Source organism: Motiliproteus sp. SC1-56 (genome assembly GCF_017309075.1).
In the GTDB taxonomy this organism is placed as follows: domain Bacteria; phylum Pseudomonadota; class Gammaproteobacteria; order Pseudomonadales; family Balneatricaceae; genus Motiliproteus.
In genome coordinates, this window is sequence record NZ_JAEMGS010000008.1 from 77,153 (window position 1) to 91,330 (window position 14,178).

Below are 14,178 nucleotides of genomic sequence, written 5' to 3' on the forward strand. Positions count from 1 at the left end.
ACCACCCCATGCGCCCTTGCGATTGTTGTAGCCATGTCCCATGCCCACCGTTCCCATGCTGCAACCCTCTGGCCTCTGGCACGGCCCTTTGGTGTCGGTTAAGGTAACCGCAACCAACAAGGAGGCGGCATGAGCGATCAGAATCCCTGGACCACCCTTGCCACCCGCTGGGTCTACGACAACCCTTGGATCGCCGTGCGCGAAGACCGGGTGCTGAACCCGGGTGGCGGAGAAGGGGTCTACGGCGTGGTGCGGTTCAAAAACCGCGCGGTGGGCGTCATCCCCGTCGATGATGCGGGACACACCTGGCTGGTAGGTCAATACCGTTACGCGCTGGGCCATTACAGCTGGGAAATCCCCATGGGCGGGCACCCGGTGGAGGAGCCGGAAGAGGACGGTGCCCTGCGCGAGCTACGGGAAGAGACGGGGCTGCGAGCCGGTCGCCTCGACACTCTGCTGGAGGTGGACCTCTCCAACTCGGTCACCGACGAACGGGGCGTGGTCTACCTGGCGCGGGAGCTGACCCCGGGGCCGACGGATTTTGACGAGACCGAAGCGATCGAGCTTCGCCGACTGCCCTTTGACGAGGCCCTGGCCATGGCGCTGGACGGGCGCATTCGCGATACCCTGAGCGTGGCCGGCCTCTGTGCCCTGGGGCTGCGCCGCCAGACCTTCGGCCTTTGAAGCTCAGCACCCTGCTCTACCTGGTCGCGGCAGGTATTGGACTCTTTACCCTGCTTTGCCTGCTGGCCCTGCTGTTTCAGGAGCAGCTGCTGTTCCAAACCCGGCCCCTGGAGGCTGATGAGCGTCAGCGACTGCGAGCCTACGAAGTGGCCATTTCCCGACCCGGTGCGGTCCTTCGCGGCTGGTACCTGCCGGCAGGCGATCCGCAGGCGCCCTTACTGATCTACTACGGAGGCAACGGCGAGGAGATCGCCTGGAACAGCCAGCCGTTGAGCGCACTTGGCGTCTCCGTGCTGTTGATCAACTACCGCGGCTACGGCGACAGCGAAGGGCGCCCCAGTGCAGAACTGCTGAAACAGGACGCCCTGGCGGTGCTGGACCAAGTGACGGTCGCACACGGAATCCCCTTAAACCGGGTGGTGCTGATGGGGCGTAGCCTGGGCTCCGGGGTAGCGACCTTCGTTGCCCACCAACGGCCGGTGGCGGGCGTCATTCTCGTCACCCCCTACGACACCCTGAGCAACGCTGCCCGTCACCACTACCCGTGGCTTCCGGTCACCTGGTTACTGCGCCACCGCTTTGATTCGCTGGCGCTGGCACCGCACATCTCGCAGCCGCTGCTGAACCTGCTTGCCGGCAGGGACCGGGAGGTGCCTGCGGCGCTCGGGGAGCGGCTGGGGGATGCCTGGGGAGGAGAGGAGACGCGGGTACGGTTCCGCGAGGCGGACCATCTCGATATTCACCGGCAAGGAGGGTACTGGAAGGCGATCGACACCTTTCTGCGGCAGGTGACCCCTTGGGACGGCGCCACGATGGCGAATCCACGCTAGGCTTTCCCGCTGAGTTCCGCCTTCTTCCTGAGTTCAGCCTTGGCCTGCTCCCACAACCGATCCAGCTCGGCTTCATCGGCCTGGCGCATGTCCATACCCTGCTCGGCGGCGAGGGTCTCCACCCGGCGAAAACGGGACTCGAACTTGCGGTTGGCCCCGCGCAGCACCTGCTCGGCGTCGAGCTTAAGATGGCGCGCCAGGTTGACCCCGCTAAAGAACAGGTCCCCCAGCTCCTCGGCGATGTGGTCAGCATCGCCACTGGCGACCGCTTCGCGCAGCTCCTGCACCTCGCTGTCCAGGGTATCCAGCACCGGCGCCAGGCTCTGCCAGTCGAATCCCACTGACGCCGCCCGCTTCTGCAGCTTGTGGGCGCGCAGCAGGGCCGGCAGGGAGGGTGCGACATCTTCCAGCACCGAGTCCGGCGCCGGGCTTGCCTCTGTTGGCGCCGCTTCGTCCGGCATCGCCTTCTGCGCCCGCTCCTCAGCCTTGATCCGCTCCCAGTTGGCCTTGATCTCGGCTTCACTCAGAGCGCAACCGGCACCAAAGCTCTCCAGGGTGCCCGCGGGAAAGACGTGGGGGTGGCGACGCAGCAGTTTCTCCACCAACCCCTGCACCACGTCGTTGAAATCGAACTCGCCGGCCTCGGCGCAGATCTGGGCGTAAAACACCACCTGGAACAGCAGATCCCCCAGCTCGTCCCGCAGGTGGGGATAGTCCTGGCGCTCGATGGTGTCGATCACCTCGTACACCTCGTCCAGGGTGTGGGGGACGATGCTGGCGAGAGTCTGCTTGCGATCCCAGGGGCAGCCGTGCTCCGGGTCGCGCAGGTTCTGCATCAGGCGCAGCAGCGCTTCCAGCCCGTAGCCAGCCATGCTCAGTGTCCCTCCACCTGGCGGTGAACGTCAGAGACGTTGGGCAACTGGCCGATCTTATCCATGATCCGGCCCAACGACTCCAGGCTCTCGATCTCCACGGTGATCAGCAGGCGAGCGGTGTTCTGCTTCTTGTCGGTGCGGGTGTTAACCGCCAGCACATTCACCTTCTCGTTCCCCATCACCACCATGATGTCACGCAGCAGGCCGTGGCGATCGTAGGCCTCCACCCGAATATCCACCGGGTAGGCGCTGGAGGACTCCTCGCCCCAGCCCACCTCGATCATCCGCTCGTGCCCCACTTCTTCAAGCTGCAGGGCGTTGATGCAATCCTGGCGGTGGATGGAGACACCCCGCCCCTGGGTGATGTAGCCCACGATCGGATCCCCCGGCACCGGCTTGCAGCAGCTGGCGATGCTGGTAAGCAGGTTACCGACGCCGTGAATGACGAAGTCGCCCTGCTTGGGCTTGACCTTGCTCTTGGTCTCGCTGCGTCCGGGCAGCCCGAGGTCCAGCTGCGCTTCCCGGGGCTGCGCCTCCAGCTGGCGCTGGGCGGCGCCGATCAGCTGGCTGAGCCGCAGGTCCCCCGCCCCCAGGGCGGCGAACAGGTCTTCGATCTGGTGAAAGTTGAGTTTCTCGGCCAGGGCCCCGTAATCCACCCGCTCCAGGGCGAGGCGGCGCATCTCGCGCTCGGCCATCTGCCGTCCGCCCAGAATGTTCTGATCCCGATCCTGATCCTTGAACCAGTGGCGGATCTTGGCCCGGGCCCGGGCCGAGGTCACGTAGCCCAGGTTCGGGTTCATCCAGTCGCGACTCGGCGAGGGGTGCTTGGCGGTCATCACCTCCACCTGGTCACCGGTCTTGAGCGGCGTGTTGAGCGATACGATCTTGCCGTTGACCTTGGCGCCGCGGCAGCAGTGGCCCACCTCGGTGTGCACCCGGTAGGCAAAATCCAGGGGGGTGGCGCCGGCGGCCAGGTCCACCACGTGGCCGTCGGGCGTGAAGGCGTAGATGCGATCCTGCTCCACCCCCTCACGGAGCTGGTCCATGGTCTCGCTGGCGTTGCCCACGTCCTCGTGCCACTCCAGCACCTGCCGTAGCCAGGCGATCTTGCTCTCGTAGCTGTCACTTTTGCTGGAGGTGTCGGTGCCCTTGTAGAGCCAGTGGGCGCAGACCCCGAGTTCGGCGTCCTCGTGCATGGCGTGGGTGCGGATCTGAATCTCCAGCACCTTGCCCTCGGGGCCGATGACCGCGGTGTGCAGGGAGCGGTAACCATTTTTCTTGGGCGAGGCGATGTAGTCGTCGAACTCGTGGGGAATGTTCTTCCAGTGGCCGTGCACCACCCCCAGCACCGCGTAGCAATCCTTTAACTCCGGCACCAGAATGCGCACGGCGCGCACGTCGTAGACCTGGTGAAAATCGATCTGCTTGCGCTGCATTTTGCGCCAGATGCTGTAGATATGCTTGGCGCGGCCCATGAGTTCGGCCGAGATGCCGATCTTGGTCAGCTCCTCGCCCAGGGTCGCCAGTACGTTGTCGATGTACTGCTGGCGGTCGCGGCGCTTCTCCCTGAGCAGGGTGGCGATCTCTTTGTAGGCGTTAGGTTGCAGGTAGCGGAAGCTGAGGTCCTCCAGCTCCCACTTGATGTGACCGATGCCGAGGCGGTGTGCCAGGGGCGCGTAGACATCGAAAACTTCCCGGGCGACCCGGTAGCGCCGCTTGCGATCGGCGTTCTTGACCGCCCGGATGGCGCAGGTGCGCTCGGCCAGCTTGATCAGGGCGACGCGGACGTCGTCGATCAGGGTCACCAGCATCTTGCGCACGTTATCCAGCTGACCCTGGCTCTGCCCCAGCACCGAACCGGGCGTGGGGTGCAGAATGCTGCCGATGGCGGCCATCAGCAGCACCCCTTCGATCAGCTTCACCACCCCGGGGCCGAACTGCGCACCGACCTCCTCGGTGGTAAGCTTTTTCTCCCGTACTGCGCGGTAGAGGATGGCCGCCACCAGGGTGTCCTGATCCAGGCTCAGGTCGGCCAGGATCTCCGCCATCTCCAGCCCCGTCAGGTAACTGCCCGGGATGTTATCGGCCCAGGTATCCTCGCCCTCCTGGGCCCGTTCCTGGGCGGCGTGACTGAGGCGGCAGGCCCGCAGCACCGGCTCCACGTCATCGATATTGACGTCTTTCTGAATCCGTTGCAGCCAGAGATCCAGATCCACCGAGCCATCGGACTGAACCGGTTGGTCTTCTCTTACCTTTACCATCTCAATCAGGGCTCCTAAACGGTTGGGGTCGGGTCGGGGATGCGGCGCTATTATCCCAGCTCAGTTTTGAACCTCAAGGGGCGGTGCCGTCAAACACGCCGGTGGAGAGATAGCGATCGCCCCGGTCACAGATGATGCAGACGATAACGGCATTCTCCACCTCTCGGGAGAGCCGCAGGGCCCCGGCCACTGCCCCGCCGGAGGAGACGCCGCAGAAGATGCCCTCGCGCCGGGCCAGATCGCGCATGCAGTTTTCCGCCTCTTCCTGGCCCATGTCGATCACCCGGTCGACCCGGCTCTGTTCGAATATGGCCGGCAGGTAGGCCTCTGGCCAGCGACGGATACCCGGAATACTGGCGCCGTCCTCAGGCTGCAGACCGACGATCTGCACCCCGGGATTGCGCTCCTTGAGGTAACGGGAAACCCCCATGACGGTGCCGGTGGTACCCATGGCGCTGACGAAATGGGTGATGCGCCCCGCGGTCTGCTCCCAGATCTCGGGGCCGGTGCCCTCGTAGTGGGCCACGGGGTTGTCGGGATTGGCGAACTGGTCGAGCACCACCCCCTCGCCCCGGGCCTGCATCGCCTGGGCCAGATCCCGCGCCCCCTCCATGCCCTCGTCTTTAGTGACCGTCACCAGCTCGGCGCCGTAGGCGCTCATCGAGGCCTTGCGTTCAGCGCTCATGTTGTCCGGCATCACCAGCTTGAGACGATAGCCCTTGATGGCCGCGGCCATGGCCAGGGCAATCCCGGTGTTGCCGCTGGTGGCTTCGATCAGGGTGTCTCCGGGCTTGATGCTGCCCCGCGCTTCAGCGTGCTGAATCATGCTCAACGCGGGCCTGTCCTTGACTGAGCCGGCAGGGTTGTTCCCCTCCAGCTTCACCAGGATAGTGTTGGTTGTCTTCCCGGGAAGCCGCTGCAAACGCACCAGCGGCGTGCGCCCCACGTAGCTCTCAATCGTGGGAAAGTCGTTGTTCATAAAACCACCTACGGGTCCGGCGCTGCGGACTCAGTGTTCCAGGATCACGAAAGCTACCACATGGGCCCGCTCGTCAGAGAGGCTCAGGTGCAGCTTGCGGATCCCCCGTTCCTGTTGCAGATCGGCGGCGCGCCCGGAAAAACGAAGCAATGGCGCCCCCTGCTGATTATTGTCGGTTTCGATGTCGTGCCAGCGCAAGCCGGCTGCGAGGCCCGTGCCGAGGGCCTTGAGGGCGGCTTCCTTGGCGGCGAAGCGCTTGGCCAGGTAGCCGCTTGGATTGGGACTGCGGCGAAAACGTTCGAATTCCGCCGGGGTCAGGATGCGGCGGGCAAAACGCTCACCGAAACGGGCCAGCGCGCCGTCCATTCGACTGACTTCAACGATATCGGTTCCAATTCCGGCGATCACGGCTGCGCGCCTCGCTGTCCCGCCCCTCGGGCGTTAAAGAGGCTGCGGCTCTGCAACGGGCGGTCTCCCAGCAGCGGCGCCAGCGCTTCGCGCATCAGCCGCTTGGCGCAGCGTCGGGTAAGGGGCTCACTGTAATCGTCCGCCGCCATGGCCAGCAGGGCATGGCCCGGGTAGGGACCGCCGGCGTCACTCAAAAGTCCCCGTTGCGGATCCAGGCGGTAGTTCAGCCCGGCCGCCACGGCCTGCTGCCCCGGCTCGGCCCGGTCCAGGGCAAAACCCAGACCCAGCTCCTCCAGCAACCTCCCTTCAAAGACCCGCAACACCGGCTCGCGGGTATCGGCGTCGGCCATTTCGCTGAGCGCAAGCTGGTAATAGGCAAAGAGACGAGGCTGGGGGTCATGTGAAGGCACCAGACGCATCACCAGCTCGTTGAGGTAGAGGCCGCACCAGAGGGCTTCCCCCTGAACCAGCACGTCCACTCCTGCTGGCTCTGCCGCAGTCAGGGTCTTGAGCTCACCCCGTCCCCGCCAGCCGACCCGCAGCGCCCGCAGGCTCTGGGTGGCATCCCGCAGGCGCGAGCGGGCCTTGCGCACACCCCGGGCCACCGCGCGAAGGCGCCCGTAGTCGGCCGTGAACAGGTCCACCAGGGCGCTGTCGTCCCGGTAAGGGCGAATGTGCAGGACGTAGGCCGGCTGGCCTTCAACCCGGGGCTCAGCGGTCGTCATAGCCCAGCGTGCGCAGCGCCCGGTCATCATCTGACCAGCCGCTTTTCACCTTGACCCACAACCGCAGCATCACCTTGGCGTCGAACAGCCGCTCCATGTCCACCCGGGCATCGCGACCGATCTGCTTGATACGCTCGCCCCGCTGGCCGATCAGGATTTTTTTCTGTCCCGCCCGCTCCACCAGGATCAGGGCGCCGATGTGCAATACGCCCTCGTCGTGGCTGAACTCCTCGATCTCCACGGTGATCTGGTAAGGGAGTTCGTCCCCCAGCTGGCGCATGATCTTCTCGCGAACCAGCTCGGCGGCCAGAAAACGGGAGCTGCGGTCGGTGATCTGATCTTCCGGGAAGTAGTGGATACCCTCCGGCAGGCGTGAAGAGACCGCTGCTTCCAGCAGTTCCACATTCTGCCCCTGCTTGGCGGACAGCGGAATAATCTCGGCAAAGTCGGCCTTCTCGGCCAGCAGTTCCAGCTGCGGCAGCAACTGGCGCTTGTCCTCCAGCCGGTCGACCTTGTTCACCACCAGGATCACCGGTACCGGCAGGTAACGCAGCTTGTTAAGCACCGCCTCGTCTTCATCGGTCCAACGGGTGCGGTCGACGATAAACACTACCAGGTCGACATCTTTGAGAGCACTGCTGGCGGCGCGGTTCATGTAGCGATTAAGCGCTTTCTCGGCGTCCCGGTGCAGGCCGGGGGTGTCGACGTAAATGAACTGGTCAGCGCCCCGGGTATCGATGCCCAGAATTTGGTGCCGGGTGGTCTGAGGCTTGCGCGAGGTGATGCTCAGTTTCTGCCCCAGCAGCCGGTTGAGCAGGGTCGACTTGCCCACATTAGGGCGCCCGACGATGGCAATAAACCCGCAACGGGTGGTGGTTTCGTTCTCGCTCACGCCTACTCCTCGGCGCCCAGCGCCTTGAGGGCCGCGGCGGCGGACTGCTGCTCCGCGATCCGCCGGCTGCTGCCCTGCCCTTTACTGTGCTCAGCCAACAAGCCCACTTCACACTCGATGTAGAAGGTCTGGGCGTGCGCCTCCCCCTCCACCTGAATCAGGTGATAGCGGGGCAGCTCCGCCCGTTGCGCCTGCAGAAACTCCTGCAGCCGGGTTTTGGGATCCTTCTGGGTATGCTCCAGGGTCAGGCCCTGCAGCCGGCTGCGGTACCAGGCCAGCACCCGCTCACGGCAGGTTTCCAGGTCCGAGTCCAGGTAGATGGCGCCGATCAGTGCCTCCACCGCGTCGGCCAGGATCGAGGCCCGGTTGAAACCGCCGCTCTTGAGCTCCCCCGACCCCAGCTTGAGGTACTCCCCCAGCTCCATTTCCCGGGCGATTTCGGCCAGGGTGACCCCCTTGACCAGGCGTGCCCGCAGGCGGCTGAGCTGTCCTTCCCGGGCTTCGGGAAACTGCCCGTAGAGGGCATCGGCGATCACAAAGTTGAGGATGGAGTCGCCCAGAAATTCCAGCCGTTCATTGTTGCGGGCGCCACAGCTGCGGTGGGTGAGGGCCAGGTCAGCCAGTCCGGGGTTGTCGAATCGGTAGCCCAGGGCTCGCCCGAGGCGCTCGATGGGGTCAGTCAAGTTCCTTACCTGCAAAGCGTTCTTGGAAAGTCATCACCGCGTCCACGTTCTTGAAAACGTGGGTGCGGATTTCGTAATTCACGTCCAGAAAGACGTCACCCTTGTCTTTGGTGATGGTGACGAACTCCTTCGGCAGATCCATATTGTTGATCCCCAGGTGCTTGGCGATTCCACGCCGAATCTCTCCCTTGGACTTGGCGAGAAGCGCCTGGTCCTGCGTCACCGAGCGCATCACTGATTTCAGGGTGTGCCAGTCGGCATAGGCCGGCGCCAGCTTAAAGCCCACGGTGAGAAAAACCCCTCCCACCAGCAGGAACGTCAGCACGCCGTAAAAGGTCCACCCACGCTGTCGCTGTTTCAGGTTCATGGGTTACATCTCCTCTTTACTCGATCAGTCCGTTGTTGCCAAAGCTGGGCAGGCTGAACCAGGACTCCCAGTGCATCCAGACCGCGAAGGCCTTGCCCACAATCAGCTCATCGGGGACAAAGCCCCAGAAGCGGCTGTCGTTACTGTTGTCCCGGTTATCCCCCATCATGAAGTAGTGCCCTTCGGGCACCACCCACTCGCGCCCCGGTCGCGGTTTCGTCAGGTCCCGGAAGATCTCATGCTCCACCTCGCCCAGCCGCTCGCGGATCAGCTGCTTTTCCGGTCGCCCTGGGGGCAGGGTCGCCACCAGCTCCATGGCAACAGGCTCCCCGTTGACGAACAGGGTCTTGTTATCATAGCGAATGCGGTCCCCGGGCAAGCCGACCACCCGTTTGATGTAATTGATACTGGGGTTACGGGGGAATTTAAACACCACCACATCGCCGCGCTCGGGATCGTTCAGGGGCAGCACCTTGGTGCCCGCCACCGGTAGCCGCAGTCCGTAATGGTATTTATTGACCAAAATGAAGTCCCCGACCTCCAGGGTGGGCAGCATGGAGCCGGAAGGAATCTGAAACGGCTCCACCAAAAAGGAGCGCAGCACCAGCACCAGCGCCAGCACGGGAAAAAAGGACTTTGAGTACTCTACCAGCACCGGCTCGGGTGCCAGCTTGCGTCGGGTCTCCTCGTCCAGGCTCTGGCTGCTCTGTGATTCGGCGTTGGCCAGCAGCACCCGGCGTTGCGGCGCCAGCACCAGACTGTCAAAGGCCCACACCAGCCCCGTGACCGCGACCGCGATTACCAGCAACAAGGCAAAATCGATATCCATAGATCAGCTATCCATCTTCAGTACAGCCAGGAAGGCGTCCTGGGGCACTTCCACACGCCCCACCTGCTTCATCCGCTTCTTGCCCTCTTTCTGCTTCTGCAGCAGTTTTTTCTTACGGCTGACATCACCGCCGTAACACTTGGCGGTAACGTTCTTGCGCAGGGCCTTGACCGTGGTGCGGGCGATAATCTTACCGCCGATAGCCGCCTGAATGGCGACATCGAACATCTGCCGCGGAATCACCTCTTTCATTTTTTCACACAGGGCACGCCCCCGGTACATAGCGTTGTCCCTGTGCATGATGAGCGCCAACGCATCGACCCGTTCGCCGTTGATGAGCACGTCCAGGCGCAGCAGGTTAGCCGGTTCAAAACGAATAAAGCTGTAATCGAGGGAGGCATAGCCGCGGCTGACCGACTTCAGACGGTCAAAGAAGTCCATCACCACCTCGCTCATCGGCAGCTCGTAGGTCAGCGAGACCTGGCTGGCCATGTACTGCATGTCTTTCTGAATACCCCGCTTCTCCACGCAGAGGCTGATCACCGGCCCGAGGTACTCCTGGGGAACCAGGATGTTGGCCTGGACGATGGGCTCACGCATCTCGGAGATGCTGCCAAAATCCGGCAGCTTGGAGGGGCTGTCGACGTAGATCACCTCGCCGGAGTTCATCTCCACCTCGTAGACCACGGTGGGGGCGGTGGTGATCAGATCCAGGTCGTACTCACGCTCGAGCCGCTCCTGAATGATCTCCATGTGCAGCATGCCGAGGAAGCCGCAGCGAAAGCCGAAGCCGAGCGCGTCCGAGGACTCGGGCTCGAAAAAGAGCGAGGCGTCGTTGAGGGTCAGTTTGCCCAGCGCATCACGAAAGTCCTCGTAATCATCGGCGCTGATCGGGAACATACCGGCGTAGACCTGGGGCTTGACCTTCTGGAAACCCGGCAACATATCAACATCAGGGGTCTTCGCATGGGTGAGGGTGTCGCCCACGGGGGCGCCGTGAATGTCCTTGATACCGGCCACCACGTAGCCCACCTCACCGGCCCGCAGCACCCCGGTCTCCTTGCGCTTGGGGGTAAAGATACCCACGCCGTCCACCAGGTGGCTCTGCTTGGTGGACTTGACCAGGATCTTGTCCTTCTTGCGCAGCTCCCCTTGCATGACGCGAACCAGGGAGACAACCCCCAGGTAGTTGTCAAACCAGGAGTCGATAATCAGCGCCTGCAGCGGCGCATCGACCTGCCCCTCGGGGGGCGGGATCAGCTCGATCAGCTGCTCAAGCACATCCTCAACCCCCAATCCGCTCTTGGCGCTGGCAGGTACGGCGTCCTGGGCATCGATGCCGATCACTTCCTCGATTTCCTGCTTGACCCGCTCGGGCTCGGCCTGGGGCAGGTCCATTTTGTTAAGAACCGGCACGACCTCCAGCCCCTGCTCGATGGCGGTGTAACAGTTGGCCACGGACTGGGCCTCGACCCCCTGTGCGGCGTCCACCACCAGCAACGCCCCCTCGCAGGCCGCCAGCGAGCGCGATACCTCGTAAGAGAAATCCACGTGCCCGGGGGTGTCGATGAAGTTGAGCTGGTAAGTCTTGCCGTCACGGGCCTCGTAGTCGAGCGTGACGCTCTGGGCCTTGATGGTGATGCCGCGCTCGCGCTCGAGGTCCATGGAGTCCAGCACCTGCTCGGCCATTTCGCGGTCGCTGAGGCCACCACAGACCTGGATAAACCGATCCGCGAGGGTCGATTTACCGTGGTCAATGTGGGCGATGATGGAAAAATTTCGAATGTGTTTCAGGTCACTCACAACGCTCGTACCAAGGAAGGGCAAAGCGCGGGAGTTTAGCGCATTTCGCCGGCCATAACCATGACTCAGAGGGTCAAAGGCCGGTGGGGCCGACCCCGCGAAAGACGGGGCCGGCTAACACTTACTCCTCGATTTTCAGGGGCAGAAACAGGGGACTGCCACGACGAACGATGCGCATCGGCACGGAACGTCCACTGGGGAGCTCCCCTACCACCTCGTAAAAATCGCTCACTGAACCGATAGTGGTGCCGTTAAGCATGGTGATCACGTCTCCGGTCATCAGTCCCGCCTCAGCCCCGGGGCCGGCCATCACCTCGCGCACCACCACACCGCCTTCCAGGTTCCATTGCTCCTGGCGCGCCTCCTCCAGGGGAGCCACCAAAATACCCAGCGCGTTGCGTCGCGGTTCAGCCGAGCCGGCCTGGGCCAGTTCCTGCTCCTTGGGCAGCGTGCCCACTTCAAGGCTCAGTCTTTGTTCTCGACCGTTACGCACCACCTCAAGTTCAACCTCGGTACCGGGCTTGACCCGCCCCACCAGGTGGGGCAATTCAGAGGAGACATCCACCTGCTCGCCATTAAACGCGACGATCACATCCCCCTCCTTGAGCTCGGCGCTAGCCGCCGGACTGTCAGGCAGCACCTTGGCCACCAGGGCACCTGCCGGCTTATCAAGCCCGAAAGACTCTGCCAGATCCCGGCTCACCTCCTGGATAATCACCCCCAGCCAACCCCGGTCGACGTGCCCGGTGGCCTTCAACTGGTCCACCACTTCCATGGCCATGGTGATAGGGATCGCAAAGGAGAGCCCCATGAAGCCACCGGAGCGGGTATAAATCTGGGAGTTGATGCCCACCACCTCGCCGTCGAGGTTAAACAAGGGACCGCCAGAGTTTCCCGGGTTAATAGCGACATCCGTCTGGATAAAGGGGACATAGTTCTCATTGGCCAGGCTGCGTCCGGTCGCACTGACGATACCGGCCGTCACCGTGTGATCAAAACCAAAGGGAGAGCCGATCGCCAGCACCCACTCGCCGACGCTCAGGTTGTCCGAGTTACCCAGGGTCACCGTCGGCAACGCATCGGCCTCGATCTTAAGCAGTGCCAGGTCGGATCGGGGGTCGGCGCCGATCAGCTCGGCCTCAAACTCCCGCCGGTCTGAGAGCCGCACCAGAATCTCGTCAGCCCCTTTCACCACGTGGTGATTGGTCAGCACATATCCGTCGGCAGAGATGATAAAACCGGACCCAAGCGACTTAGGATGAAATCGGTGCTTCGGCCCGGGCATCCCCCGGTCACCGAAGAAGTGCTTGAATATCTCCGGAATCTGCTCGGGGTCATAGCCTTCAAGCGCGTTCTCATCACTGTCCCCGTTTTTCACCGAACTGATATTCACGATCGCCGGTGACGCTTCTTTCACCAACCCGGTAAAGTCCGGCAGCGAGGCGGCCTTCGCCGCTCCGGCCAGCAGCCCCCAGCACAACAGCACAAAAATGACGCGTTTCAGGTCATACCCGTTCATGCAATCCCCCTTGGAGAATCGACAATTAATTAGCCTTGATTTGAGAATTAAAGATCAATGCGCAAAATTTCCGGGTGCAGCTGGCACCCCGTGGCCTTGCGTTTGCCATAGACTCGCGCCCCCCCGAACCCCAGGGCCAGCCCCAGCACACCTAGGCCGATCACCGCAGGCTCGGCAAGTCCCGCTTGGCTGGCCAGGACCGAACACAGCACCATGGCCAGGATGGGCACCAGATAAACCATGGCCGAGGCGGCGAGCAGCGAATTCTCCGCCAGCCCCAGGACCACCCCGTCACCGGCAGACAGGTTGAGGTTTCGGGGGTTCTCCGCCAACACCTCAAAACGCTGTCCCTGGCCGAGCTCGGCCAGGAGACGCTGGCCGCAGCCCTTACGTGCGCTGCAGCTTACGCAACTGCTCTGACGCACGGTCTCAACCCAGACGCCCTCCCGGCTCAGCCGCAGTACGCGGCCCTTTTCCTCCAGCATAGGCGCCTCAGTTAACCACCGGGGTCACCGACGAGGCGATGCGGTCCGCCATCATCAGGGGCACATCCCCGACCACCGTCACGAACTGTCCCCGTACCGACTTGCCCAGGGCCACCGTGTCCCCCTGCTGCACGGCCCCCTCCCGGGCCTTCTGCTGCCCCAGGGGCTCGACGGTAACGGAAATCGTCGTGCGGCCGTTGCCGTAGAGCATCACCTCGGCGCCACCGAAGACTTCGTGACGCAGCAGGGCAAAGCTCTGGGGAACCCAGCCGGCGGTCCAGGCACGCTCGCCGCCGCGCAGCAGCGCCTCGTGACGGTCGATGTACTGGTGCATGTCAGAAGGCAGACGAATGATATCCAGCTCCTCGATTGGAACAGCGGGCGCCCGTTTTCCGTACTGGGCCGGCACCACACCGCTGACTGGCTCGGGGCGGGGCAACACCAGCTCACTGTCGTGCTTGGCGAACGTCTGCTGGGGTACGGCTGCGCCGCCGATTCCCAAGCCCTGGGCTCCGAGAATCACCAGTGCCGTCACCGACGCGGCCACACCGGCACCGAGCAACGGTCTCAGGGAGGGACGGTTGAGGCGGCCGCCCCGGTAACTGGGCTCATCGGCAAGCGCCGCGCTCAGTTCTGCGGTAAACCCCGGCATCGGTGCCGCCGGTGTTTCACCTTTAATCACAGCCCTGGCCTGGTTATAGCGAGACCAGGTCGCGAGGCCTTCGTTGTCGAGCTGCGCCAGAACCTGTCGCACCTCAAATTCGCTGGCCTCATCATCCATCAGCGCCGATAGAGACTCGTTACGCTTGTCATTCATGGGTCACATCTCTCAAAGCCT

Annotated in this window: 15 protein-coding genes; 2 read left to right on the forward strand and 13 right to left on the reverse strand. The window is 63.4% G+C overall.

Going from position 1 to position 14,178, the window contains the following annotated elements:
• Positions 1-129 precede the first annotated feature (129 nt).
• Both JGZ97_RS10515 and JGZ97_RS10520 read left to right on the forward strand, forming a co-directional pair.
• Positions 130-684, forward strand: coding sequence for an NUDIX hydrolase (locus JGZ97_RS10515; protein ID WP_207062576.1), 555 nt, complete (start codon positions 130-132; stop codon positions 682-684).
• Entirely contained in the window at positions 681-1,514 is an 834-nt protein-coding gene (locus JGZ97_RS10520) for an alpha/beta hydrolase (RefSeq protein ID WP_207062577.1), read from the forward strand. Before JGZ97_RS10515 ends, JGZ97_RS10520 begins: the two co-directional genes overlap by 4 nt.
• Here the strand turns inward: JGZ97_RS10520 and mazG are convergent.
• The 13 genes from mazG to JGZ97_RS10585 form a co-directional block, all read right to left on the reverse strand.
• Positions 1,511-2,386: a nucleoside triphosphate pyrophosphohydrolase gene (gene mazG / locus JGZ97_RS10525; protein WP_207062578.1), complete on the reverse strand. Its 876-nt coding sequence runs from the start codon at positions 2,384-2,386 to the stop codon at positions 1,511-1,513. The genes JGZ97_RS10520 and mazG overlap by 4 nt on opposite strands.
• A 2-nt stretch (positions 2,387-2,388) precedes the next feature.
• Positions 2,389-4,650, reverse strand: a complete 2,262-nt coding sequence (relA, locus tag JGZ97_RS10530) for a GTP diphosphokinase (protein ID WP_207062579.1) — start codon at positions 4,648-4,650, stop codon at positions 2,389-2,391.
• A 73-nt stretch (positions 4,651-4,723) separates the two neighbouring features.
• A complete protein-coding gene (gene cysM / locus JGZ97_RS10535; protein WP_207062580.1) occupies positions 4,724-5,629 on the reverse strand; it encodes a cysteine synthase CysM in 906 nt (301 codons plus the stop codon).
• Positions 5,630-5,659: 30 nt separating this feature from the next.
• Positions 5,660-6,037 carry a holo-ACP synthase gene (gene acpS / locus JGZ97_RS10540; protein ID WP_207062581.1) on the reverse strand — a complete coding sequence of 126 codons (378 nt, stop codon included), beginning with the start codon at positions 6,035-6,037 and terminating at the stop codon, positions 5,660-5,662.
• Complete coding sequence (gene recO / locus JGZ97_RS10545) at positions 6,034-6,762, reverse strand: DNA repair protein RecO (RefSeq protein WP_207062582.1); 729 nt, start codon at positions 6,760-6,762, stop codon at positions 6,034-6,036. Before recO ends, acpS begins: the two co-directional genes overlap by 4 nt.
• Positions 6,749-7,654: a GTPase Era gene (era, locus tag JGZ97_RS10550; RefSeq protein ID WP_207062583.1), complete on the reverse strand. Its 906-nt coding sequence runs from the start codon at positions 7,652-7,654 to the stop codon at positions 6,749-6,751. The genes recO and era overlap by 14 nt, the downstream gene beginning before the upstream one ends.
• A gap of 2 nt (positions 7,655-7,656) precedes the next feature.
• Positions 7,657-8,337 (reverse strand): ribonuclease III, encoded by a 681-nt coding sequence (gene rnc, locus JGZ97_RS10555; RefSeq protein WP_207062584.1) that lies wholly within the window; start codon positions 8,335-8,337, stop codon positions 7,657-7,659.
• Positions 8,330-8,704, reverse strand: coding sequence for a DUF4845 domain-containing protein (locus tag JGZ97_RS10560; RefSeq protein WP_207062585.1), 375 nt, complete (start codon positions 8,702-8,704; stop codon positions 8,330-8,332). The genes rnc and JGZ97_RS10560 overlap by 8 nt, the downstream gene beginning before the upstream one ends.
• Positions 8,705-8,720: 16 nt before the next feature.
• Positions 8,721-9,527 (reverse strand): signal peptidase I, encoded by an 807-nt coding sequence (lepB, locus tag JGZ97_RS10565; protein WP_370584044.1) that lies wholly within the window; start codon positions 9,525-9,527, stop codon positions 8,721-8,723.
• Between the two features lie 9 nt (positions 9,528-9,536).
• Positions 9,537-11,336 (reverse strand): translation elongation factor 4, encoded by a 1,800-nt coding sequence (gene lepA / locus JGZ97_RS10570; protein ID WP_207062587.1) that lies wholly within the window; start codon positions 11,334-11,336, stop codon positions 9,537-9,539.
• Between the two features lie 121 nt (positions 11,337-11,457).
• Positions 11,458-12,855: a DegQ family serine endoprotease gene (locus JGZ97_RS10575; protein ID WP_207062588.1), complete on the reverse strand. Its 1,398-nt coding sequence runs from the start codon at positions 12,853-12,855 to the stop codon at positions 11,458-11,460.
• Positions 12,856-12,902: 47 nt separating this feature from the next.
• Complete coding sequence (locus JGZ97_RS10580) at positions 12,903-13,340, reverse strand: SoxR reducing system RseC family protein (RefSeq protein ID WP_207062589.1); 438 nt, start codon at positions 13,338-13,340, stop codon at positions 12,903-12,905.
• Between the two features lie 7 nt (positions 13,341-13,347).
• The gene (locus tag JGZ97_RS10585) at positions 13,348-14,157 is read right to left on the reverse strand and encodes a MucB/RseB C-terminal domain-containing protein (RefSeq protein WP_207062590.1); all 810 of its coding nucleotides are present in this window, start codon (positions 14,155-14,157) and stop codon (positions 13,348-13,350) included.
• Positions 14,158-14,178 lie beyond the last annotated feature (21 nt).

Coding starts and splice junctions, on each gene's coding strand:
- mazG (WP_207062578.1), bottom strand. CDS start 2,386: ATGGCTGGCTACGGGCTGGAAGCGCTGCTGCGCCTGATGCAGAACCTG.
- JGZ97_RS10515 (WP_207062576.1), top strand. CDS start 130: ATGAGCGATCAGAATCCCTGGACCACCCTTGCCACCCGCTGGGTCTAC.
- recO (WP_207062582.1), bottom strand. CDS start 6,762: ATGACGACCGCTGAGCCCCGGGTTGAAGGCCAGCCGGCCTACGTCCTG.
- JGZ97_RS10575 (WP_207062588.1), bottom strand. CDS start 12,855: ATGAACGGGTATGACCTGAAACGCGTCATTTTTGTGCTGTTGTGCTGG.
- JGZ97_RS10560 (WP_207062585.1), bottom strand. CDS start 8,704: ATGAACCTGAAACAGCGACAGCGTGGGTGGACCTTTTACGGCGTGCTG.
- JGZ97_RS10585 (WP_207062590.1), bottom strand. CDS start 14,157: ATGAATGACAAGCGTAACGAGTCTCTATCGGCGCTGATGGATGATGAG.
- cysM (WP_207062580.1), bottom strand. CDS start 5,629: ATGAACAACGACTTTCCCACGATTGAGAGCTACGTGGGGCGCACGCCG.
- relA (WP_207062579.1), bottom strand. CDS start 4,650: ATGGTAAAGGTAAGAGAAGACCAACCGGTTCAGTCCGATGGCTCGGTG.
- JGZ97_RS10580 (WP_207062589.1), bottom strand. CDS start 13,340: ATGCTGGAGGAAAAGGGCCGCGTACTGCGGCTGAGCCGGGAGGGCGTC.